The organism is Ensifer sp. B1-9 (genome assembly GCF_050474445.1).
Taxonomy (GTDB): Bacteria; Pseudomonadota; Alphaproteobacteria; order Rhizobiales; family Rhizobiaceae; genus Ensifer.
This window is the reverse complement of the sequence record NZ_JBCHVG010000016.1, coordinates 154255-177498: the sequence shown is the minus strand read 5'-3', so window position 1 is coordinate 177498 and position 23244 is coordinate 154255. Positions and strand designations below refer to the sequence as shown.

The window sequence follows — 23244 nt, the reverse complement described above, 5'->3', positions numbered from 1 at the left end:
CCCAATGTCCTCGACCCCGCTTGCCCTCTTCGTCGGCATCCCCAATCCCACGCTCTCGGATGACGAGTTTGCGCTCTTCCGCGAAACCAACCCGCTCGGCCTGTTCGTCGGCCGCCGCAACCTGCGCGAACCCAATCAGGCAAAAGCCCTGATCGAGCGCTTCCGCGAAGCCGTCGGCCGCGACGACGCACCCGTCTTCACCGATCAGGAAGGCGGCCGCGTCCAGCATCTCGATGCCGGCCCGTGGCCGCTGTTTCGCTCCTTCGGCGAATTCGCCGAGCTCGCCCGCCGCGACTTTGCGCTCGGCAAGAAGGCGCTCCGCCTTTCGAGCCAGGCCATGGGCACGATGATGAGCGACCTCGGTCTGACGAGCGGTTGCTCGCCGGTGCTCGACCTCGTCTTCGCGACGACGAGCTCCGTCATCGGCGCCCGCTCCTTCGGTTCCGACCCGGACTTCATCGCGGCGCTCGGCCGCGAAGTGGTCGACGGCCTGCTCGAGACCGGCAACATGCCGGTCATGAAGCACATTCCCGGCCACGGCCGGGCAACGCTCGACTCGCACAAGGAGCGCCCGATCGTCGACGCCTCGCGCGAGACGCTAACCGCCACCGACTTCAAGCCCTTCGTCGCTTTGCGCGACACCCCCTGGGCCATGGTCGCTCACGTCGTCTATTCCGCTTTTGACCAGGAATTGCCTGCGTCCATCTCGCCCACCATGCACGACGTCATCCGCAACAACATGGGCTACGACGGCGTGCTCGTCTCCGACTGCATCTTCATGGAATCGCTGCGCGGCACGCTGCCGGAGCGCGTCCGGCAGGTGCTCGATGCCGGCTTCGACATCGCGCTCCACAGCCATGGCACGCTCGCCGAGAGTGAAGCTGCAGCCAAGGCCGCAAGCCCGCTCACCGCCGCCGCCCAGAAACGCATCGACGCCGGCAAGGCCCGCCTCGGCACGCTGAAGGTCGACGTGCGCGCCGCCCATGCGGAAGTCGAGGACATGTTCAAAAGCGTGCTCGTCGCCTGACGAGAAGAAATCTCGGAAACAACAGGGGAACTACCGTGAAAAAATCGCTTCTCGGCGCGGCAACCGCGCTCGCCCTCATCGCCGGCCCGGCAACGGCACAGACCGTGCTGACGGCCAATATCGAACCGGCGACGACCTGGGTTCGCAACTTCAACCCGTTCAACCAGACGTCGGCGCGCCAGAGCACGCTCGATTTCATCTACGAGCCGCTCGTCGTCTTCAACCGCTTCGACGGCAACAAGCCGGTCTTTCGCCTTGCCGAGAGCTTCAAGCTCGCCGACGACCTGAAGTCGATCGAGTTCAAGCTCCTGCCGAACCTGAAGTGGTCGGATGGCAAGCCGCTGACGGCGACCGACGTCAAGTTCACCTACCACTATCTGAAGAAGTACCCGGCGCTCGATTTCGTCAGCATCTGGAGCTTTATCACCGGCGTCGAGGCGGTCGATGGGGAGACCGTGCGCTTCTCGCTCGCCAATCCGAGCTCGCTTGCCGCCGAACAACTGGCGCAGCTGCCGATCGTTCCCGAGCATGTCTGGAAGGATATCGCCGAGCCGGTGACCTTCGCCAACGAAACGCCTGTAGGCAGCGGCCCGCTAACGGAAATCCCGCGCTTCACCGGCCAGACCTACGACCAGTGCCGCAACCCGCATTACTGGGATGCGGCGACGCTGAAAATCGACTGCGTGCGCTTCCCGCAGCTCGCCGACAACAACCAGATCCTGACGGCGACCGCGTCGGGTACGCTCGACTGGGGTGTCTCCTTCATCCCGGATATCGAAAACGTCTATGTCGCCAAGGATCCGGAGCACTATCACTTCTGGTATTCGCCGAGCAGCATGGTTGCCTTCCTCTTCAACCAGGAAACGGCGAACGAGAACAACCGCAAGGCCTTCAACGACGTGAAGTTCCGCCGTGCCGCCTCGATGGCGCTCGACCGCGGCACGATGGTCGACGTCGCCGGTTACGGCTATCCGACGCTCAACGAAGACCCGGCCGGCATGGGCGAACTCTACAAGAGCTGGGCCGATCCTTCGGTCGCCACCGACTTCGGCAAATACGGCAAATACGACGCCGATGCGGCCAAGGCGCTGCTTGACGAGGCCGGCTATGTCGACAAGGACGGTGACGGCTTCCGTGACAATCCGGATGGCACCAAGATCGCCTTTTCGATCATCGTGCCGAGCGCCTGGACCGACTGGATCGACACGGTGACAATCGCCGTCGAGGGTCTGCAGGCCGTCGGCCTTGACGCCAAGATCGAGACGCCGGAGGAGGCCGTCTGGACCGGCAACCTCATCAACGGCACCTTCGACATGGCGATCAACAGCCTGCCGGCATCCGCCTCTCCCTACTATCCCTATAAGCGCGCCTTCAGTGAGAGCGACAAGGGCAAGACGCGCTTCACCGCACAGCGCTGGTTCAACCCGGAAGTCGACGCACTGCTGACCGAGTTCACCCACACGGCCGACCCTGCCAAGCAGAAGGAGGCGATGAACAAGGCACAGCGCATCGTTGCCGAGAACCTGCCGGTCATGCCGGTGTTCAACAACCCCAACTGGTACCAATACAACACCAAGCGCTTCAAAGGCTGGGCGAACGCGGAAAACCCGTTCGTCAACCCATCGATCAGCCGCACCAACCCGGCGCGTCTCCTGCATCTGCTGGCGCTTGAACCGGTGAAGTAACTCGATCGTAACGCGGCATCCTCGCGGAGACGATCCGAGAGGATGCCGCATCCGGCATCCCTGGCGGGCAACCGTAGCCCGCCTCGCGCTTGCCTGTCTCCGACAGCGACAAGAAGACAGCCCTGCCGCTTGGCGCCCGCACGCGGCAGCCGCAGTCGATGGAGTTCCCGATGGCCTTTCTGCTTCGCCGCCTCTGTTTCTACCTGGCCGCCTTCGTCGCGGCGGCGACGATCAACTTCTTTTTGCCGCGGCTGATGCCCGGCGATCCAGTGCAGATCATGTTTTCGAGCGCAGGCGCCGAACTGCCGCCCGAAAGCCTGCAGGCCCTGAAACTCACCTTCGGCTTCGTCGACGGCCCGCTGTGGCAGCAATATCTCACCTATCTCGGCAGCATCTTCAGCGGCGATCTCGGCCGCTCGATCAAATATTTCCCGCTGCCGGTGACATCCGTTCTCGGCAACGCGCTGGTGTGGACCGTGGGTCTGATGGGCACGGCCACGCTTGTGAGCTTCGCGCTTGGCACTTTCCTCGGCATCCTTGCCGCCTGGCGGCGCGGCAGCCTGTTCGACGTCATCGTTTCTGTCGGCGCGATCTTCGCCACTTCTGTGCCGGCGGTGGTGACCTCGCTGATCGTCGTCTTCACCTTCGGCTTCACGCTCGGCTGGTTCCCGACCGGCTATGCCGCCGACCCGGCGCTCGACCCGGCCATCTCGATCGAATATCTCGGCAGCGTCCTTTATCACGGCATCCTGCCGATGCTGACGCTCTGCGCCGTTCTGACTGGCGGCTTCGCCGTGACCATGCGCAACAACATGATCAATCTGCTCGGCGAAGACTATATCGTCATGGCCCGCGCCAAGGGGCTTTCCGACACCCGCGTCATGCTCTGGTATGCCGCGCGCAACGCGCTGCTGCCGACCGTCTCAAGCCTCGCAATCGCCATCGGCACGGTGCTTGGCGGCTCGCTGGTGACCGAGGTGGTGTTCAATTACCCCGGCCTTGGCAACATCCTTTATCAGGCGATCCTCGCCCGCGATTACCCCGTCATCCAGGGACAGCTGCTGATCATGACCGCCACCATGCTCGTCGCCAACTTCGTCGTCGATGTCAGCTACGTGCTGCTCGACCCGCGTCTGAAGAGGGCCTGAGATGAAGATCTCCTCCTTCCCGCTCGTTCACAACCGCAAGGCCATGGTCGGCGCGCTGATCGTCGTCTTCATCCTGCTGGTCGCGATCGCCGCGCCGGTGCTGACCTCCTACGACCCTGGCGCCCGCGTCGGCCGGCCGCACCAGGCGCCGTCTCTCGACCACTGGCTCGGCACCACCCGCATCGGCCAGGACGTCTTTGCGCGCCTCGTCTATGGTGCGCGCACCTCGCTTGCCGTCGGTTTCGGCGCCGGGCTTCTGATCACCGTGCTCGGCACCGCGCTCGGTATCATCGCCGGCTATCGCGGCGGCAAAACCGATGAAATCATCAGCTTCTTCACCAACATGGTACTCGTCGTGCCGAACCTGCCGCTGCTTCTCGTGCTTGCCGCCTTCATCGGCCAGGCGAGCCCCTGGGTCATCGCGCTGATCCTCGGCGGCACCTCCTGGGCTTGGGGCGCACGCGTCACCCGGGCCGAGACGCTATCGGTCAAGCAGAAGGACTATGTGAAATCCGCCGAGATGATGGGCGAGTCGCGCTGGCGGATCATGACCTTCGAGATCTTCCCCAACCTCATCTCGATCGTCGGCATCAATTTCATCGGCAGCGTGATCTTCGCGATCATCACCCAGGCGACGCTGGAGTTCCTGGGCCTTGGCGATCCCAAGGTCGTTTCCTGGGGCACCATGCTCTATGCCGCGCAGAAAGCCTCGGCACTTTCCGTCGGCGCCTGGTGGGATATTTTGACGCCGTGTTTCGCGCTCGCCTTTCTCGGCATCGGTCTGTCGTTGCTCAACTTCGCCGTGGACGAGATCGCCAATCCGCGGCTGCGCACCGGCAATCGGCTCGGCCGCTGGTCCGCGCTTATCCGTTCCGGGGAGGGTCGCCTGTGACAGCGCCTTTGCTTTCCGTCAAAAACCTGACCATCGACTATATCGGCGAGAACAGCGATTTCCGCGCGGTCGACGATGTCAGCTTCGACGTCGCTCCGGGCGAAGTCTTCGGTCTTGCGGGTGAATCCGGCTGCGGCAAGAGCACGATCGCCTTTGCCATCAGCCGGCTGCACAAGCCGCCGGCGCTGATCCGCAAGGAAAGCGCCATCCTGCTCGACGGCCGCAACGTGCTCGATCTGGACCAGACGGGCCTTGCCGACTTCCGCTGGCGCGAAGTGGCGATGGTGTTTCAGAGCGCGATGAACTCGCTGAACCCGGTCCTGCGCATCGAGCAGCAGTTCTACGACGTATTGAAGACGCATAAGCGCATAAGCCGGGCGGCCGCGCGCGACCGCACGGCCGAGATGCTCAGGCTCGTCGACATCGCGCCGGAGCGCATGCGTGACTATCCGCATCAGTTTTCCGGCGGCATGCGCCAGCGCATCGTCATTGCCATCTGCCTGGCGCTAGATCCGCGGCTGATCGTCATGGACGAGCCGACGACGGCGCTCGACGTGGTGGTGCAGCGCGAAATCCTCCAGCGGATCAACGAACTCCGGCGCAAGCTCGGCTTTGCCGTTCTCTTCATCACCCACGATCTCGGGCTGATGGTGCAGTTCTGCGACCGCATCGGCATCATGCTCGCCGGCAAGCTTGTCGAGCAAGGTACGGCCGACGCCATCTACCGGACACCGGGGCACGATTATACGAAAAAGCTCTGGGCCTCCTTCCCCTCACTGCATGGAGGCGTTCTTAGATGACCGGCCCATCCGCACCCATTCTGACCCTGGACAAAGTCAGCAAGACCTTCGGCAACGGGTCGAGCGCCGTTCGCGCTGCGCGCTCCATATCCTTTTCGCTCCATGCCGGTCGCGCGCTCGCCGTCGTCGGCGAATCCGGCAGCGGCAAGACCACCTGCGCCCGTATCGCGATGCGCGAATACGAGCCGAGTGAGGGCCGTCTGCTGTTCAAGGGCAAGCCTGTCGACGTGGCCGAAGCCAAGGAGATCGCCGACTACCGCCGCTCGGTGCAGATGATCTTCCAGGATCCTTTCGCCTCGCTCAACCCGGCCCATACGATCGCCTATCATCTGAAGCGGCCGCTGATGCTGCATCGCCCGAAGATCAAGGGCGCAGCGATCGCCGAGACGATCAAGGCGCTGCTCCGACAGGTGAAACTCGACCCCGACATCGTCGCGCCGAAGTACCCGCACGAACTCTCGGGCGGCCAGCGGCAGCGCGTGAACATCGCCCGCGCACTGGCGGCAAAGCCCGAAGTGATCGTCGCCGACGAGCCGACCTCCATGCTCGACGTTTCCGTGCGCCTCGGCGTCCTCAATCTGTTGAGCGAAATGAAGCGGGAGATGAACCTCGGCCTGCTCTACATCACTCACGATATCGCGACCGCGCGCTACGTCGCCGAGGACATTGCGGTAATGTATGCGGGACAGATCGTCGAATGGGGCAATACCGGAAAGGTCATCGACAACCCGGCACACCCCTACACCAAGCTGTTGCTTTCGGCCGTACCGGATCCGGCTATCCGCTTCGACGACCCGAACGCCCAGGTCAGTTCCGCCGATGCGGACGAAATCCGCCGCCGCTCGGCCGCGAACCGGGAGACGATCCGCGAGGTTGGGCCCGATCATTTCGTGCGCGCCGCCTGAGCCGATAGCCAACAGGACCAACAAAAAACGCCCCGCAACTTGAACTGCGGAGCGTTTTTTGTTGATCGCGAGAGCGCAACCCGTTGATTTTGGCCCGGCGTCCTCGTGTGCGCCGGGCCCGAAATTCAGGCGGCTTCGCGATTCTCGACGCCGGTCGGAACGGTGGCGATCGTCTTCAGGATCTGCGATGCGATCTGGTAGGGGTCACCCTTGGAGTTCGGGCGGCGATCTTCCAGGTAGCCCTTGTAGTCGTTGTTTACGAAGCTGTGCGGAACGCGGATCGAAGCGCCGCGGTCAGCCACGCCGTAGCTGAACTGGTGGATCGAGGCGGTTTCGTGCTTGCCGGTGAGGCGCATATGGTTGTCCGGGCCGTAAACCGCGATATGGTCTGCGCGGGCTTCGGCGAAGGCAGCCATCAGGTTTTCGAAGTAATCCTTGCCGCCGACTTCGCGCATGTAGGCGGTCGAGAAGTTGGCGTGCATGCCCGAACCGTTCCAGTCGGTGTCGCCGAGCGGCTTGCAGTGGTATTCGACGTCGATGCCGTACTTCTCGGTCAGGCGCTGTAGCAGATAGCGGGCGAGCCAGATTTCGTCGGCGGCCTTGCGCGAGCCCTTGCCGAACACCTGGAATTCCCACTGGCCCTTGGCGACTTCCGCATTGATGCCTTCATGGTTGATGCCGGCAGCCAGGCAAATGTCGAGGTGCTCTTCGACGATCTTGCGGGCGACATCGCCGACATTGCTGAAGCCGACGCCGCAGTAATAGGGGCCCTGAGGCGCGGGGAAGCCGGCTTCCGGGAAACCGAGCGGGCGGCCGTTCTGATAGAAGAAATACTCCTGCTCGAAACCGAACCATGCGCCTTCGTCGTCGAGGATCGACGCGCGGGTGTTGGACGGATGCGGTGTCTTGCCATCGGGCATCATGACTTCGCAGAGAACGAGCACGCCGTTCTTGCGCTCCGGGTCCGGATGGACGGCAACCGGCTTCAGCACGCAGTCAGAGCTGCTGCCTTCGGCCTGCATCGTGGACGAGCCGTCGAAGCCCCAGAAGGGAAGCTGTTCAAGCGTCGGGAAAGCGTCGAATTCCTTGATAAGGGTCTTGCCGCGCAGGTTCGGGGTAGGCTTGTAACCGTCGAGCCAGATGTATTCGAGCTTAAACTTTGTCATTTCGTTCTCTCACTTGACGCCAGGAATGGCTGGGTTCCGAAGCGGCTGGGCAACCCAGAACGGCTTGCCCGACGACCGATGCCTGTTAAGAAGCATTAATCGTGCCAACTCGGATTCAACGCCGAGAATCCAGGGAAAATCGCCACTACCGGCACGCGCCAACGCCAGCGAGCCGGTGCAATAGCGCAAGGAAGAAGCGAGATGCACAAAAAATAGGCGATAGCTGCTCGACTCCGCAGCAAAGCAAATCGGCAACGCTGAGATCAACCACCCTTCCCCGCAGATCGCCGGCGATTGCCTTTAAAAAGTGCAGCTGCCGTTGGCCGGCCGCCGCGCTCAGCCCACTCGCGCGCCTCTGCATTGGAACATGATCGAAGGCAGCACCTTGAAAAGCCGCTCGTCATCGCATTGAGAGACATTGAAGCGCAGGAAGCCGTTGGCCATGCCGGCATGGCTGAAGACATTGCCGGGCGCGAGCACGATCTCCTGAAGCAACGCCTTTTGTGCCACGTCGGCCGCATCGATACCGTCCGGCAAGCGGCACCAGAGAAACATTCCAGCCTGCGGCTCGATCCATGGCGTGATGCCGATATCACCGAGCCGTGCCGCCGTGTCGCTCATTGCCCGCGCTAAGCGCTGGCGCACCGCCTCCATGTGCTTGCGATAGCTGCCGTCCTTGAGCACCGAAAAAACGAGCTCCGCCGCAAGGCTCGGCCCGCCAAAGGTCGTGGCGATCTTCAGGTCGGTGAGCCCTTCGATCCAGTCGCGCGGCGCGGCGATGAAGCCGCAGCGCATCGAGGCAGAGAGGGTCTTGGAAAAGCTGCCGATCTGCACCACGCGATCAAGGCCGTCGAAGGCGGCGAGCCGCGGGGCCGGCACATGTTCGAAATCGGCAAAGATATCATCCTCGACGATCGTCAGCCCCGCCTGCTCGGCAAGCTTGAGCAGGCGATGCGCGACAACGGGCGAGAGCGTTGCGCTGGTTGGGTTATGAAGTGCAGAATTGGTGATGTAGAGCCGCGGCCGATGCGCCGCCAGCACTTCGGCAAATTGTTCGAGGTCGGGCCCCATGGGCGTATAGGGAACGCTGACCACCTCAGCCCGATGAGCGCGCAGCAAGGCATGAAAATTGAAATAGCAGGGGTCGTCGACCACGACCGTATCGCCCGGCTCAAGCAGGAAGCGACAGAGAAGGTCGATCGCCTGCGTCCCCGATTCCGTCAGGATGATCTGATCGGGTGACGCCTCGACGCCATGCTCACCGAGACGCCGCGCCAGAAGCTGGCGCAGTGGCCGATGGCCAAGCGGCGTTCCATAGTCGGTCAGACCGCTCGCCTCCAGCCGGGCCGCGGACTTGAGCGCGCGGCGCAGGGCCGCCTCCGGCATCCAGCTCGGCGGCAGCCAGCCGCAGCCCGGCTTCAGCACTTTGTCGCCGGTTTCCAGCGCCTGGCGCGAGACCCAGAGCGGATCGACGGCGCGGTCGAGCCGCGGGCCGATCTCGGCCAAAGACAGAGGCGCCAGGGGCGCCGAGACAAAGAAGCCGGCGCCGGGCTTCGAGCGAATGATCCCTTCGGCCACAAGCCGCTCATAGGCTTCGACGACGGTGGACTTGGAAACGCGCATGGTCTTGGCGAAGGCGCGGATCGACGGCAGCTTCGCCCCCGGCGTCAGAACGCGGGCCGAGATCCGCTGCCGGATCGTCGCCATCACGCCTTCGAGCAATGTCTCGCTGCCGAGACCGAGTTCTTGCACCGTCATCCGTACTGCCTAAGCGTCCATTACAGTTTGGAAAAACTGTACCGTATTGTCTCTGGCGAGACCAGCCCGTCCGACCGATACAGGCGAAAAAGGAGCCTATTATGGACAAGACGGCAGACGGTTGGGTGAGCGGCTTTCTCGGAGTATTGATCTTCAGTGGATCCCTTCCGGCGACACGCGTCGCGGTGATGGATTTCGATCCGGTGTTTCTGACAGTGGCGCGCGCGGCGATCGCCGGCCTGCTCGGACTCGCGCTGCTTATTGTCTTCCGCCAGTCGCGCCCGGCGCGGACCGATCTCGTTTCGCTCGCAATCGTCGCCTTCGGCGTCGTTCTTGGCTTCCCGCTGTTGACCGCCCTGGCGCTGCAGCATGTCACCTCGGCGCATCTGATCGTCTTCGTCGGACTGCTGCCGCTGGCAACCGCCATCTTCGGCGTGCTGCGCGCCGGCGAGCGGCCGCGCCCGGCCTTCTGGCTGTTTTCCTCCCTTGGAAGTGCGGCGGTCGTTGGTTTTGCCCTGATGCAGGGCTTCGCCGCATCTCCCGTAGGTGACCTCTTGATGCTCGGCGCCATCATCGTCTGCGGCCTCGGCTATGCCGAAGGCGCCAGCCTTTCGCGCAAGCTCGGCGGCTGGCAGGTGATCTGCTGGGCGCTGGTACTGTCACTGCCCATCATGCTCGCGCTCACGCTTTTCACCATGCCGGCCTCCTTCTCGACGGTCAATCACGCCGCCTGGACGGGGCTTGCCTATGTATCGGTCTTCAGCATGCTCGTCGGCTTCGTCTTCTGGTATCGCGGCCTCGCGCTTGGCGGCGTCGCCGGCGTCGGCCAGTTACAATTGCTGCAGCCGTTCTTCGGCCTGGCGCTTGCGGCGACGCTCCTGGGTGAGGCCGTAAGCTGGGGCATGCTCGCGACCACGGGCGCGATCGTGTTCTGCGTCGCCGGCGCCAAAAAGTTCGCGAAGTAGACGCCTTCAGAGATCAAGGTCAGGCGGCGGGCGAAACACGGGAGCGGGTTCGAAGTCTTCGAGCACGAGATCGACCTTGCCCGCGTCGATCAGGTGCTTGATCGGCCAGAGCGGCAAGGAGCCAAGACCGAGGTCTTGCTCCACCGCCCGCGTAGATCGCGCGATCCGGCCTACGACCGGAAGAACCACGAGCAGACTTGGGAGGCCTCTGCTCTCACTCTCGGCAACCACCCGCCAGGAGCCTGCCCCTTTGCCGTTTCTGGCCTCCTGCCGCGGTCGAAGATTTTTAGGATATCTAAAATCGATTGACAGGAATTCGGGCTGCGCCCTAGCTTGAGGGGAGACGAGAAGGGGACAGACAGTGACGACGGACCATGCCAGCGGCGCACCTACCGGCGGGGCAGAGGCGCCGTCGCTCGGCGATCGCCTGCGCCAACGGCGCAAGGCGCTGAAGATGACGCTTCAGGAGGTCGCCGACGAGGCGGGTTTCTCTGTCGGCTTCATCTCGCAGATCGAGCGCGGCATCACCGTTCCCTCCCTGACTTCGCTGATCGCCGTGTGCCGGACGCTGAAGGTCGAGGCCGGCAGCTTCCTCAACCCGCCGAAGGTCGCGACGCCCTTCACCCGTCGCGAACACCGACCGGTCTATGGTCTCGGCGGAGAAAGCGGCAAGGCCGTCTCCTATGAGCGGCTCTCCGCATCCTTCCCCGGCAATGTACTCAGAAGCACCATCATTCACGAGCCACCGGGACACCGCAGCGAACCGATGTCGCACGAGGGCGAAGAGATCTTCTTCATCCTCCAGGGCGCCTTGACGCTGGAGGTAGACGGCGAGCGCATGGTGTTGGAGGCTGGCGATTCCGCGCATTTTCCATCGGTCCGCACCCACACGATGTGGAACCACACCGGCGAGCCGACCACAATCCTGCACACCTGCACCATGGATGTCTTCGGCGACGGCGATCCGTCAGGCAATCCGACCGACAGCCTTGCGGTGACCCGCGCAGAGAGCCGATGGAATGCCTCCGGGAAGACCGAGAGCAGCCAAGAAAACTGAGTGAGATCGAAGGCAGCTCTCCGCCGAAAACGCGACTGCGCCGCGGCGCTCGCCGTTCAATCCGGCGCGCAGACAGCGGATTGGGGCGCCCGGATGACACCCGATGATAATACCAGTTTAAAACCGAAGAAAAATTTTGCATAAGGACTCATCTCGAAAAGGTGATCCTCATGAGCGATCAGGCAACCCTGGACTTTCTTGCGCGCGCGATGTCCGGCGACAGCGGCGAGCCTCTCTACCGTCGCCTGGAAGTGGCGATCAAGCAGGCGATCGATGCCTCGACGCTTCGGCGTGGCGCAGTCATTCCCAGCGAACGGGACTTGAGCGAGGGACTGTCGATCTCGCGCGTGACGGTGCGCAAGGCGATCGAGGGCCTTGTCGCCGATGGCCTGCTCGACCGTCGGCAGGGAGCCAAAACGGTGGTTTCCTCACGTGTCGAGAAGTCGCTCGCGACAATGACGAGCTTCTCCGAAGACATGCGCTCCCGCGGCCTGGAACCCGGCTGCATCTGGATTTCGCGCGAAATCAGCCGGCCATCGCCCGCCGAAATGATGGCGCTCGGCATTCCAGCCGGAGAGAAGATCGTTCGGCTCCGGCGTCTCAGAACCGCCAACGACACCCCGATCGCGATCGAGACGGCGTCGCTTCCGGCCCGTTTCGTGCCGGACCCCGACGCGATCGGCGCCTCCCTCTACGAATATCTCGCCGCCCATAGCGCCCTGCCCGTGCGGGCGCTTCAGCGCATGCAGGCGAAACCCGCAAGCGAGGAGGAACGGCGGCTGCTCGCGACGCCCGAGGGCACGAGCCTGCTCGTCATGGAGCGACGCTGCTTCCTGGCCGACGGTCAGATCGTCGAATTCACTCAGACCAAATATCGGGGTGACGTCTACGATTTCGTCATCGAGCTGATGCGATAATACCAGTATAATTCCTGTTGCAATCTGGTCTTACACTGCTACCGTGAGGCCTCCATTGGGGAGAGCCTGCGTGACCTTCGACATTCATAGCCTCAAGCACGGTTTGATCGTTTCCTGCCAACCGGTGAAGGGCGGCGTCATGGACAATGCAGCCATGGTCGTCGGCTTCGCCCTGGCGGCGCTTGACGGCGGCGCGCTCGGTCTCCGCATCGAATCCGCCGACTATGTCCGTGCCGTGCGCCAGGCGACCGCTCGCCCGATCATCGGCCTCGTCAAGCGCGACCTGGAACGCTCACCCGTACGCATCACACCGCTCTTGGAGGACGTGGATGCCCTGGCCGCCGCTGGCGCCGATATCATCGCCTATGACGCGACCGCGCGTGAGCGACCGGTTGCGACCAAGGCATTGGTCGAGCGCATCCACGCCGCCGGCAAGATCGCCATGGCCGATTGCTCTGTCATTGCCGACGCCGAGCACGCCTTGGCCGAAGGCGCCGACATCGTCGGCTCGACCCTTGCCGGTTATACGGGTCCGGTCGAGCCTACCGAACCGGACTTGCCGCTCATCGCCGCCATGCGCAAGCTGACCCCGCACGTGGTCGCCGAAGGATGCGTGCGTACGCCCGAGCAGGCGGCCCAGGCGCTTCAAGCCGGCGCCTTCACCGTCGTTGTCGGCTCCGCCATCACGCGGCCCGAACACGTGACGTCGTGGTTCAGGCAGGCGCTCGATCAAACGCTTGCCGGAAGCGAGGCCTGAAAATGGCACGCGCCCAAACCGTCCTTGCGATCGACCTTGGCGGCACGAAGATGCTGGCAGCCCTCGTTCGGGGAACAGAGATCGTCGATACACGACGGATGCCGACCCCACGCCAAGGCGATCCGGCGCAATGGCTCGCCGCACTTTTTGGCGCGATCGCCTCTTGGCGCGGTACCTACGGCCATGTCGGCGCCGCGGTCTCAGGCATTGTCGATGACGGTCACTGGTCGGCGCTCAATCGTAAGACGCTCGATATACCCGATCGCTTTCCATTGAAGAAGACGATCGAGCAGCTTGCGGGCGTGCACGTGTTCGCCGCAAACGACGCCCAGGCGGCGGCCTGGGGTGAATACGTCTTTGGCGCGGGAAACCGGGAAGACATGGTATTCCTGACGATCTCCACAGGTATCGGTGGTGGCATCGTGCTGAACGGCCGCCTGCTCAAGGGGCTTGCCGGGCATTTCGGACAGTCGCGCAGCGCCGAATGGCCTGATGAGACTCTCGAAGATCGCGTCTCCGGCCACTGGATCGCCAAGGAGGCAGCCCCCCACCAATCTGGTGCCACGGCGCGGGATGTCTTTGCCGCCCGCGATCAACACGCCTGGGCAAAGCGCATCATCGAGACATCGGCAGAGCGCACGGCTCTGCTGTGCCGCAACATCCAGCTCGCGCTGGACCCGAGGCGCATCGTCATCGGCGGCAGCATCGGCTTGGCCGAGGGCTATCTCGCCGCCGTGGAGCGCGCGCTGGAACCAGTGCCGCCTCGACTTCGACCATCGCTACATGCCGCCGCCCTTGGGGAGAATGCAGGGGTGATCGGCATTGCTGATCTTGCAGAGCATCAACAAAACTTGAGGGAGAACCAAAGATGACATTTGCGACAATGAGGAAAAAGGCGCTGTTGACGGCAGCGTGCATTGCCGGCCTGCTGGCGACCAACCCGGCGCTTGCGGAAGTGACGGTGCTCGGCTGGCCGGGCGGCCCGGAGGAAGTGGCGCTACGCGCCGCCGCCGACGCCTATAATGCCAAATCCGACGTTGCCGAGGGCGATAAGGTCGAACTTCTATTCTTCAACCGCGACGGTTTCTGGGACAAGCTGCAGGCCGATCTCGCGGCCGGCTCGAAGGCCTTCGATCTCAACCTGCTCGCCACCTATTCGATCGGCCGCTACGCGCCGTTCATGGAGCCGGTGGAACTTTCGAGCGAAGCCAAGGCGGTCTATGGCAACTCCGTGCTGTCGACTATGCAGTATCAGGGCAAGCAATATGGCGTGCCGACCGATCTCTCGCTGCACTTCATGTATTTCCGCAAGGATCTGATCGATGCCCTGCTGAAAGATGACGCCGGCAAGGCGAAATATGCCGAGATCTCGGAGAAATATCTCGGCAAGAAGCTCGAGCCGAAGACGCCCGATGAATGGACATGGGACGACTACGCCGCCACCGCGCTCTATTTCTCGCAGGCGATCAATCCGGACAGCCCGACTCGCTACGGCACGGTACTGCAGCTCAAGAACCTGCTGTTCAACATCATGGTCTGGCAGTCGATACCGCGTGCCTATGGCGCGAACTGGCTGGACGACAGCGGTAAGGTGACCGTCAATTCCGACGCCTATCGCAAGGGCCTCGAAATCTACAAGCTCCTCTATGACAATGGCGCAACGCCGAAGGACTCGCTGTCCTACGAGTTTGCCGAAGCCAACGCCGCCTTCGCATCCGGCCAGGTGGCGGCCATGTTGCAATGGAACGCGGCGGCCGGCGATCTGACGAGCAAGGAGAAATCTCCTGCTGTTGCCGACGTCACCGATACGGTGGCGCCGCCCGCCGGACCCGAGGGTCGCTTCACCCATATCCACGGCCTCGGCTTCGGTCTCAACAAGAATGCCGAAAACAAGGAGGGCGCGGCGAAGTTCCTGAAGTGGCTGTCCTCGAAGGAAGCCGCGCTGATCTACGCCAAGAACAATGGCGCACCGGCACTCACTCCGGAAGTGGTGGCCGAGGTCGCAGACACCAGGCCGGATCTGGTCAAGCTCGGCGAATTCGCCGGCAAGTACGGCTACGTCATGAACGGTGGCACCTCGGCCAAGGCACTGTCAGTCTACGAACTGCAGGCCAAGGAGTTCACCGGTTACTGGTCCGGCCAGCAATCGCTCGACGATGCGCTCGCCAATGCCGAGAAGGGCATGGCGGAACTGCTGAAGTAAGCCGGGCCGGTTGTGGCATCGCTTCGGGTGCCACAACCGGAAACCGGCGACGTCGCGGTGGTCCGGTTCGGGCCGTATCGCATGGTTGCCACCGATGAGGGCGCGCGCCGTCCGCCCTCATCCACGCCCCGACAACAGACACAGATCAGCGTCATGACGATAGCCAGACCACAATCCTACGCCCCAGAGTTCCGGCTGCTCGCCACGCCGCTGATCCTCTTCCTGCTCGTCTTCCTGGGGTTCCCGGCGGTCGTCAATCTGATCTATTCGGTCTCCGAGGTTTCCTTCGAGACCCTTCGCCAGCCGGCGTTCACCGGGCTTAAGAACTTCCTGGCGGTCTGGAGCGATGGCGCCTTTTGGCAGGCGAGCTGGTTCTCGCTCCGTTTCGGACTGCTGACCGCCGCCCTCGAATGTCTGCTCGGCCTGTTTCTGGCGATATTCCTGTCGCCACTTATCGAACGGCGGAGTTGGCTGATGGCGATCCTGATGCTGCCGCTGATGGTCGCGCCAGCGCTGGTCGGGCTGATGTATCGTCTCGTCCTGCACGAATTCGTCGGACCGGTGCCCTATTATCTCTGGACCTATTTTGGCGCCAGCGTCTCTTTTCTCGGTCCCGGCTCCGCCTTCTGGACGCTGGTCGTCGTCGAGACGCTGCAATGGACGCCATTTGCGCTGTTGCTCTTCTACATGGCCTACCAGGCGATCCCGTCGGAAATTGCCGAAGCCTCCGCCATGGACGGGGCCAAGAGCCTGCAGCGCCTGTGGTACATCGAACTGCCGATGATGGGCCCGACCATCGCCGCCGCCCTGCTCATCCGTTTCATCGACGGCTTCCGGGTCTTCGACAATGTCTACGTGCTGACCGGCAGCGGCCCCGGCGGATCGACGGCGTCGCTGTCGATCTACATCTACGAGGCCTTCTTCAAGCAGGGTGCGATCGGCAAGGCCGTCGCCGCCTCGGTCATCCTGTTTGCCGCCTCCTTTGCGGCGCTCTATGGCGTCAATGCCCTTGCGAGCAGAAGGAAAGGAGCCAAACGATGATCGCCGCACTGCGCTGGGTTGTCTTCGCCGTCGCCGCTGTCGCCCTGAATTTCCCGGTCCTGGTGACGCTTTCGACCTCGTTCAAGAGTGCACGTGAACTCTCCGGCAATCCCGGCCTCTGGGTTCAGGCGCCAACGCTTGAAAACTACCTGACCGTCTTCCACGTATCGGATCGGCTGAACATCTTCCTCTATCTGTTCAACAGCCTTGCCGTGGCGCTGATGGGAACCGTTCTGGCCGTCGCGCTGGCATTGCCGGCGGCCTATGCGATCGCCCGCGGCAAGTTCGGCGAGCGCACGCTGCTACCTTTCATAGTCAATCTGCGCGCCGTGCCGCTGATCATCTTCGCGATCCCGCTCTACATGATGTTCCAGTGGCTGGCGTTGCTCGACACCCGCCTCGGACTGGGGTTGATCCTCACGATCGTCAACCTGCCGCTCGCGCTGGTCATTCTCGTCAACGCCATTCGCGATCTGCCAGCCGAACTCGACGAGGCGGCGCTAATGGATGGTGCAAGCCGCACGCAGATCCTCTTGCGCGTCGTGACACCGCTTTGTCGTCCGGCAATCGTCACCAGCCTGATCTTCGGCTTCATCACCGCCTGGAACGAATTCCTGTTCGGTCTGATGCTGACGACATCGAAGGCGGTGCCGGTTACCGTTGGCGCCTCCTTCTTCTTTGCTGCCAGCGGCGGCGGCGTGCAATGGGGCGTGGCCTCGGCCGTGATGATCGTCGGCGCCTTGCCGCCGATGTTGCTTGGCCTCGTCATGTATCGCCAGATCAGCGGTTCGATGACCGCCGGCGCGGTCAAGGGTTGAACGTTTTCAGGAGAGACGCATGGGTACGATTTCGCTCAGGAAAGCCGGCAAGCGCTATGGCGCGGTGGAGATCATCAGGGAGCTCGACCTGGAGATTGCCGACGGCGAATTCGTCGTCATCGTCGGGCCTTCCGGATGCGGAAAGTCGACGCTGTTGCGAATGATTGCCGGCCTCGAAGAAACCACAGCCGGCGAGATCCTGATCGACGGCAGGGACATGACCGCCGCCTCGCCGGTCGATCGCCAGCTCGCCATGGTCTTCCAATCCTACGCGCTCTATCCGCACATGACCGTGCGCCAGAACATGGGCTTCGGCTTGAAGCTCGCCAAGGTGCCGGCTGCGGTCGCAAAGGCCAAGATCGAGACTGCAGCCGAAACGCTGAAGCTCACGTCGCTGCTCGACCGTTACCCGAAGGAACTCTCCGGCGGTCAGCGCCAGCGCGTCGCCATCGGGCGGGCGATCGTGCGCGAGCCGGTCGGTTTTCTCTTCGACGAACCGTTGTCGAACCTCGATGCGGCGTTGCGCGTCGATATGCGGCTCGAAATCGCCAAGCTGCATCGCACGCTCGGCGCCACCATGATCTACGTGACCCATGACCAGGTGGAAGCGATGACGCTGGCCGACCGGATCGTCGTCATGAAGGATGGGCGGATCATGCAGCAGGGCAGCCCGCGAGAGCTCTACGAGAAACCCGCCAATCTTTTCGTTGCGCAGTTCATCGGCAGCCCGAAGATGAACCTCTTGCCCTGCCGACGCGACGGCGGCGACCGGATCGACCTGAGCGGCGAAGGGCACCTGGCGCTCGCAATGCCGGGAATGGCCGCGCCCGAGCAACTGGGAGCTCGCCCCGAACACCTCTCGCTGGTCGCGCCCGACAGCGGCCATTGCCGCGGCGTCGTCGAGGCGAGTGAGTATCTCGGCGGCAACATGAGCGTCTTCGTGCGTGCCGGCAGGCTGGGCCTGATAAATGTCAGCGCGCCGGCCGACACGCCTTTCCAGGTCGGGGAAGCCGTCGGCATCAGGATCGATGAGGCCCGGTCCTCGCTGTTCGACGGTGCGGGCGCCGCCATCGGCGCCCGTCACTGACACAAGCTCTCAGCCTTCCCTGACACGCTCAGGCAGCAGCACCATCGCACCCGTCGTCTGGCGTCCTTCGAGCCGGCGGTGCGCGTCGGCCGCCTCCGCCAAGGGCAGGCGTGCGTGGACGGGGATCTTGACCGCGCCGCTCGCGACGATGTCGAAGAGGTCCGTGCTCATGGCGAGCACATCGTCGCGCCGCGCCAGATGCGTCGGCAACAGCGGCCAGGTGGCGTAGAGCGAGCCCTTCATCGCCAGTATCGTGATGTCGAACGGCGCGATGGGACCGGACGCCGCGCCGAAGCTCACGAAATGACCGAACGGCCGCAGGCTGTCGAGCGAGCCTCCGAAGGTCGCCTTGCCGATGCCGTCATAGACGACATCGACGCCCCTGCCTTCCGTAATCTCGCGAACGCGCGCAACGAAGTTCTCCTTGCCATAGTCGATTACGTGGTCGGCGCCATTTGCCCGCGCGAGCTCAGCCTTTTCCGCTGAGCCGACCGTACCGATAACCGTTGCGCCAAGATGCTTCGCCCATTGTGTCAGGATCAGGCCGACACCGCCCGCCGCCGCATGGACGAGGATGGTGTGACCGGCCTCGACCCGGAAGGTGCGACGCAGGAGATATTGTGCCGTCAGGCCCTTCAGCATCATCGCAGCACCCGTCTCGAAACCGATATCGTCCGGCAGGTGCACGAGGACATGGGCAGGCACATTGTGCTCTTCCGCATAGGCGCCGAGCGCCTCGGCATAGGCGACCCGATCGCCCGGCTTGAAGGCCTCGACGTCAGGTCCGACAGAGATCACCTCGCCTGCCCCTTCTTTTCCGGGCGTGAATGGGAGCCGCGGAGGCGGATAGGAGCCACGACGCAGGTAGACGTCGACGAAGTTGACGCCGATCGCGCGGTTGCGAACGCGAACCTCGCCTGGCCCTGGCTCGCCGATCTCGACATTTTCATAGGCGAGCACATCCGGCCCGCCGTGCTGGTGCACGCGAATTGCTTTCATGCGTTTCTTCCTTTGGATGGGGATGCTGGCGGCGGGACCATAACGGCGCCTAGACGGCGATAGATGCCGGCTTGGCTGTCACGGGCAACGTCGCTTGAAGCGCTCCTCTCTGATCACAGCGAATAGATAGCCATCCCGAAGTTCCCATTGTAGACTGATATCGATGACAACAGAGTTCAGAGTTCATGATATCTGATCAGATCGGCATCGACCTGCTGCGCACCTATGTCGCGGTGTGTCGGCAGGGCAGCTTGAACCGCGTCGCCACCCAGACGGGCCGCACCCAATCAGCGCTCAGCATGCAGATGCGCCGGCTCGAAAGCCTGCTCGGCCGACAACTGTTCCAACGCACAGGCCGCGGTGTAGTGCCGACGCCCGAGGGCGAGCTGTTCCTGGGATATGCGACCCGGATGCTCGCACTCGGCGACGAAGCGGCGGCCCGCCTCCGGCAGTCGGAACTAAGCGGCGGCGTGCGCGTCGGCCTTGCCGAGGAAGTGGCGACGACTGCGCTGCCGGAAGCGCTCGGACGGCTGCGGCGCGGCTATTCGGAAATCCGGCTCGACGTGGTTGTCGAGCAATGCGTCCCACTCGGGAAGTCCTGGCCCGAAGGCGATCTCGATATCATGGTCGTGCCGACCTCCGTCGTGACCGCCGATGCACTGACCACCTGGAACGTCGAGCTGCAGTGGGTCTGCGCCACGGACTATGCGCTCGACGAGACGCGGCCGATCGATCTTGTCGCCTTCGCCGCGCCCTGCCTGTGGCGCCGGCGCATGATCGAAACGCTGGCGGACAAGGGGCGGGAACATCGGATCACCTTTACGAGCCAGAGCATCACGGCCCTGCAGGCCGCCATAGAAAACGGCCTCGGTATCGGATTGCTGCCGCCGGAGGCGGTGCGGGCAAGTACGATGCGCGTGCTCACCGCTTCCGCCGGCGTGCCGAAGCCGCTTCCGGTCCAATACGGGCTCTTTGCAAGGGACCGCCGCGCAGCCGTCGTCGACGCGGCGATCGCCGTTCTGCTGGAGGGGCTGCCGCTGGCGCCGGATACTTAAACTCTGTCGCGCAGCAGTTTTGTGCAACAGGCGAAGTATCAAAAAGCGCAGGGGCGCGAACCGAAAGTTCGCGACGCGTTTTAAGCTCCCCAGGTCGTCTCCAGAACACGGATCCAATTGCCATGGCAGATCCTGGCAAGCGCCGCATCGTCGTAGCCACGCTCGCGCAGGAGGTCGACAAGCAGGGGCAGGTCGGCCGCACTGCGCATCGCGGCCGGGATCGTCGTTCCGTCGAAGTCCGAGCCGAGCGCGACATGCTCGATGCCGATGCGATTGACGATGTAATCGATGTGATCGGCAAGCAGCGTCAGCGGCGTATCCGGGTTCTTGACGCCATCGGAGCGCAGGAACAGGACGCCGAAATTGATGCCGGCGAGACCGCCGGTATCCTTGATTGCGTCAAGCTGCCGATCGGTCAGATTGCGGCTGTGCGGGCAGAGCGCATGCACGTTGGAGTGGGACGCCACCAGCGGCGCCTGCGACAATGCGGCGATATCCCAGAAACCCTGCTCGTTCATGTGCGAGAGGTCGAGCATGATCTTCAGCTCGTTGCAGGCGCGCACCAGATCTCTGCCGGCTTCGGTCAGGCCCGGGCCGACATCGGGCGAGGAGGGAAAGCGGAATGGAACGCCATAGGCGAAGATGTTCGGCCGGCTCCACACAGGCCCAAGCGTGCGCAGGCCGGCGGCATGGAGCACGTAGAGCGCTTCGAGGTCGGCGCCGACAGCCTCGATGCCTTCGATATGCAGCACCGACGCAAACGCGCCCTTCGCCATGGCGCCGCGGATATCCGCCGCACTCCGGCAGATCTTCAATCGTCCCTCAGACTGGCGCTCGATCCGGATCAACAGGCTTGCCATGCCGAGCGTCGCTTCGAGCGCGCTCGCCTGATCCGGCGTCGCAAACTCGCCGCTACCGTCTTTTGCGAGCCCCGGAGAGGACACATAGACGGCGCACAGGCCGCCGGCCAGACCGCCCTCCTCTGCCTTGTCAAGGTCGATATGCCCGGTATCGACGCCATCGAGAAAGCGGCGTTCCGGCGCGCCGCCGGGCGAACGCCAGAGCCGCGACAGCACGTCGTTATGTCCGTCAAAGACCGGAATTTTCGCTTGGATCGCCAATTCTGGATCGCCTTCTCAACCTGTTGTCCTGCGTGCGACTCATGGATAGTCGCGGACGGACCATAGACTTTGGATGCGGGCACCGCACCCCTTTTCCTCAGAGCGTCCTTAGTGTGTTCATCCGAACCACGCCGCTCTAGAGAGCACGGCAGGCACGCCGGGCAAATGCAAACCATGCATAGGCCCTGCCGGAATTGGAATTGGCAGCAAGCGCGGCCGTCGTGCTTAGTCGGAAACTACGCGCGGGAGCACCCGGCAAGGAATGGAGAATGGACATGACGAAGCCGGCATCGCTGGATTGGCAAGCCGCCGAAGCAACCGCCAAGCGCCTGACCGCACAATGGGCAGAAGGTCAGCCGGGCGGCGCCGTCATCGGTTTCGACGAATCCGGAATCTGCTTTTCGCATTCGGGCGGCGTCGAGAGCCTTGCAACGTTTACGCCGTTCACGGTTGACAGCGTGGTGCGTTATGCGTCCCTCACCAAGCATGTCTTTGCCGCGATGGTACTCGCCCATGCCGACGACATCGGTCTCGACGATCCGCTCGGCCAACACCTTCCGGAATTGCGTTCACCGCTTGCCGAAGTCACCGTCGGGCAGGCGCTCGACATGAGCGGTGGGCTGCCGGACACCCGCGAATGCCTGTCGTTGCTCGGCCTCTCGGTCTATACGGAGACGAAGGCCGGACCGCTGCTCGATTACATTTCGCGCCTCGAACGGCTGAATTTCGATGCTGGCCGCGAGGTCTCCTATTCGAACACCGGCTACCGCCTCGTCGAAGCCGCACTCGAGCGCAAGGGTTTCCGCTTCGACGACTTCGTTGAGCGCGAGATCGCGACACCGCTTCGCGTCGCGCTGAAGGCGCCAGACGTCTGGAACGACCCGGTGAAGGGCCTCGTTCCGGGCTATTGGCATTCGGGGGAACGCTGGCAGCTTTCCGCCGCCGGTCTGCACATCTCCGCGTCAGGCAGCCTGACGGGCAGCGCGCGAGCGCTCACCACCTGGCTCCAGGCCCTGCTCGACGATGAAGGTCGCTTCGCCGGCCTTCTCGACAAGCTGCAGGCAACGCGCTTTCTCGCCGACGGACGGCCGACTGGCTACGGTCTGGGCTTGCGCAAGTCCTGGCTCGGCGTGCACGAATTCGTCGGCCACGGCGGCTCGCATCCCGGCTACAAGACCTATTTCCTACTCGATCCCAAGACCCGCGCCGGCTTCGTCGTCGTTTCCAACCGCGAAGACACCAACGGCTACAAGATCGCGCTCGAAGGCATGGCGGCGCTTACTGACCTCCCCCTACCGGCTCCGGCGGCCGATCTCGGCGACGGTTTCTACGTGACTGAGACCGGCCCCTGGTGGATTGAGATCAATGGCAGCACCTGCACCTATCTCGATGCCGACGAGACGCTTTACGACGACGGCGAGGGTTGGGTCTCGTCCCGCTCCGCCTCGGCGCCGATACGGCTTCGTCGCGATGGTCCTGCACTCGTCGGCGAGGTCGGCCATGCCGCCAGGCGCTTCCTTCCCGCGGCGACGCATGAGCCGGTGCCGGCCTCGCTCTCCGGCGTCTGGCGCTCGGACGAAGGCGCGGAATTCACGATCAAGAACAATGCCCTCTCGATGGGCGTCGGGCCTACCCGCCAAGCCATGGCGCTGACTGCACTCGGCAATGGCCGCTTCCTGCTCACCCTGATCGATGGTCCCTGGGTCAAGCGCATCTGCCTGCATCTGCTTGCGCCCGATCATCTCGAGTTGGTGTCGAGCCGCGCCCGCATGATCGAATATCGCCGTCGCGCCTGATTTTTCTTGATGACGCGCGGGCGCTGCCGCAAAGAAGCCTGTCCCTC

The 23244-nt window shown here is 63.5% G+C and carries 21 protein-coding genes and 1 pseudogene; 16 read left to right on the top strand and 6 right to left on the bottom strand.

Annotation, left to right across the window (positions count from 1 at the left end; genetic code table 11):
* Positions 1-4: 4 nt before the first annotated feature.
* The 6 genes from ACQ5BM_RS27820 to ACQ5BM_RS27795 all read left to right on the top strand — a co-directional run bounded on the left by ACQ5BM_RS27820 (position 5) and on the right by ACQ5BM_RS27795 (position 6457).
* On the top strand, positions 5-1027 hold the full coding sequence (locus ACQ5BM_RS27820; RefSeq protein WP_429818278.1) for a glycoside hydrolase family 3 N-terminal domain-containing protein: 1023 nt from the start codon (positions 5-7) through the stop codon (positions 1025-1027).
* Between the two features lie 35 nt (positions 1028-1062).
* Positions 1063-2712: an ABC transporter substrate-binding protein gene (locus ACQ5BM_RS27815; protein WP_429818276.1), complete on the top strand. Its 1650-nt coding sequence runs from the start codon at positions 1063-1065 to the stop codon at positions 2710-2712.
* 170 nt (positions 2713-2882) lie between these two features.
* Positions 2883-3860 (top strand): ABC transporter permease, encoded by a 978-nt coding sequence (locus ACQ5BM_RS27810; protein ID WP_429818274.1) that lies wholly within the window; start codon positions 2883-2885, stop codon positions 3858-3860.
* A gap of 1 nt (position 3861) precedes the next feature.
* Positions 3862-4752 carry an ABC transporter permease gene (locus tag ACQ5BM_RS27805; protein WP_429818272.1) on the top strand — a complete coding sequence of 297 codons (891 nt, stop codon included), beginning with the start codon at positions 3862-3864 and terminating at the stop codon, positions 4750-4752.
* A complete protein-coding gene (locus tag ACQ5BM_RS27800) occupies positions 4749-5552 on the top strand; it encodes an ABC transporter ATP-binding protein (protein ID WP_429818270.1) in 804 nt (267 codons plus the stop codon). Before ACQ5BM_RS27805 ends, ACQ5BM_RS27800 begins: the two co-directional genes overlap by 4 nt.
* Entirely contained in the window at positions 5549-6457 is a 909-nt protein-coding gene (locus ACQ5BM_RS27795; RefSeq protein ID WP_429818268.1) for an ABC transporter ATP-binding protein, read from the top strand. Before ACQ5BM_RS27800 ends, ACQ5BM_RS27795 begins: the two co-directional genes overlap by 4 nt.
* A gap of 125 nt (positions 6458-6582) precedes the next feature.
* On the opposite strand, the gene ACQ5BM_RS27790 is transcribed toward ACQ5BM_RS27795, so the two are convergent.
* The 3 genes from ACQ5BM_RS27790 to ACQ5BM_RS27780 form a co-directional block, all read right to left on the bottom strand.
* Positions 6583-7623, bottom strand: a complete 1041-nt coding sequence (locus ACQ5BM_RS27790) for a glutamine synthetase beta-grasp domain-containing protein (protein ID WP_429818266.1) — start codon at positions 7621-7623, stop codon at positions 6583-6585.
* A 9-nt stretch (positions 7624-7632) separates the two neighbouring features.
* On the bottom strand, positions 7633-7890 hold the full coding sequence (locus ACQ5BM_RS27785; RefSeq protein ID WP_429818264.1) for a hypothetical protein: 258 nt from the start codon (positions 7888-7890) through the stop codon (positions 7633-7635).
* Positions 7891-7959: 69 nt separating this feature from the next.
* Positions 7960-9381 carry a PLP-dependent aminotransferase family protein gene (locus ACQ5BM_RS27780; protein ID WP_429818262.1) on the bottom strand — a complete coding sequence of 474 codons (1422 nt, stop codon included), beginning with the start codon at positions 9379-9381 and terminating at the stop codon, positions 7960-7962.
* 101 nt (positions 9382-9482) lie between these two features.
* On the opposite strand from ACQ5BM_RS27780, the gene ACQ5BM_RS27775 reads away from it, so the two are divergent.
* On the top strand, positions 9483-10346 hold the full coding sequence (locus tag ACQ5BM_RS27775) for a DMT family transporter (RefSeq protein WP_429818260.1): 864 nt from the start codon (positions 9483-9485) through the stop codon (positions 10344-10346).
* Between the two features lie 6 nt (positions 10347-10352).
* Here the strand turns inward: ACQ5BM_RS27775 and ACQ5BM_RS27770 are convergent, their stop codons facing one another.
* Positions 10353-10535 carry a hypothetical protein gene (locus tag ACQ5BM_RS27770; RefSeq protein WP_429818258.1) on the bottom strand — a complete coding sequence of 61 codons (183 nt, stop codon included), beginning with the start codon at positions 10533-10535 and terminating at the stop codon, positions 10353-10355.
* Positions 10536-10707: 172 nt separating this feature from the next.
* Between ACQ5BM_RS27770 and ACQ5BM_RS27765 the strand changes: the two genes are divergently transcribed.
* The 7 genes and pseudogenes from ACQ5BM_RS27765 (at position 10708) to ACQ5BM_RS27735 (ending at position 18226) form a co-directional block, all read left to right on the top strand.
* Positions 10708-11403 (top strand): helix-turn-helix domain-containing protein, encoded by a 696-nt coding sequence (locus ACQ5BM_RS27765; protein WP_429818256.1) that lies wholly within the window; start codon positions 10708-10710, stop codon positions 11401-11403.
* 170 nt (positions 11404-11573) lie between these two features.
* Positions 11574-12320, top strand: coding sequence for a GntR family transcriptional regulator (locus ACQ5BM_RS27760; RefSeq protein WP_429818254.1), 747 nt, complete (start codon positions 11574-11576; stop codon positions 12318-12320).
* 139 nt (positions 12321-12459) lie between these two features.
* Positions 12460-13949, top strand: a pseudogene (locus ACQ5BM_RS27755) (putative N-acetylmannosamine-6-phosphate 2-epimerase).
* On the top strand, positions 13946-15280 hold the full coding sequence (locus ACQ5BM_RS27750; protein ID WP_429818252.1) for an extracellular solute-binding protein: 1335 nt from the start codon (positions 13946-13948) through the stop codon (positions 15278-15280). The pseudogene ACQ5BM_RS27755 and the gene ACQ5BM_RS27750 overlap by 4 nt, the downstream one beginning before the upstream one ends.
* 153 nt (positions 15281-15433) lie before the next feature.
* Positions 15434-16321 (top strand): carbohydrate ABC transporter permease, encoded by an 888-nt coding sequence (locus ACQ5BM_RS27745; protein ID WP_429818249.1) that lies wholly within the window; start codon positions 15434-15436, stop codon positions 16319-16321.
* Complete coding sequence (locus ACQ5BM_RS27740) at positions 16318-17139, top strand: carbohydrate ABC transporter permease (protein WP_429818247.1); 822 nt, start codon at positions 16318-16320, stop codon at positions 17137-17139. The genes ACQ5BM_RS27745 and ACQ5BM_RS27740 overlap by 4 nt, the downstream gene beginning before the upstream one ends.
* A gap of 19 nt (positions 17140-17158) precedes the next feature.
* Positions 17159-18226: an ABC transporter ATP-binding protein gene (locus tag ACQ5BM_RS27735; protein ID WP_429818245.1), complete on the top strand. Its 1068-nt coding sequence runs from the start codon at positions 17159-17161 to the stop codon at positions 18224-18226.
* A gap of 9 nt (positions 18227-18235) precedes the next feature.
* Here ACQ5BM_RS27735 and ACQ5BM_RS27730 read toward each other — a convergent pair whose 3' ends face one another.
* On the bottom strand, positions 18236-19225 hold the full coding sequence (locus ACQ5BM_RS27730; RefSeq protein WP_429818242.1) for a quinone oxidoreductase family protein: 990 nt from the start codon (positions 19223-19225) through the stop codon (positions 18236-18238).
* Positions 19226-19410: 185 nt separating this feature from the next.
* Here ACQ5BM_RS27730 and ACQ5BM_RS27725 point away from each other — a divergent pair, with 185 nt between their 5' ends.
* Positions 19411-20280, top strand: a complete 870-nt coding sequence (locus ACQ5BM_RS27725) for a LysR substrate-binding domain-containing protein (RefSeq protein WP_429818239.1) — start codon at positions 19411-19413, stop codon at positions 20278-20280.
* 80 nt (positions 20281-20360) lie between these two features.
* On the opposite strand, the gene ACQ5BM_RS27720 is transcribed toward ACQ5BM_RS27725, so the two are convergent.
* Positions 20361-21401, bottom strand: a complete 1041-nt coding sequence (locus ACQ5BM_RS27720; RefSeq protein ID WP_429818237.1) for a dipeptidase — start codon at positions 21399-21401, stop codon at positions 20361-20363.
* A 275-nt stretch (positions 21402-21676) separates the two neighbouring features.
* Between ACQ5BM_RS27720 and ACQ5BM_RS27715 the strand changes: the two genes are divergently transcribed.
* Entirely contained in the window at positions 21677-23197 is a 1521-nt protein-coding gene (locus tag ACQ5BM_RS27715) for a serine hydrolase domain-containing protein (protein ID WP_429818235.1), read from the top strand.
* The last annotated feature ends 47 nt before the right edge of the window (positions 23198-23244 follow it).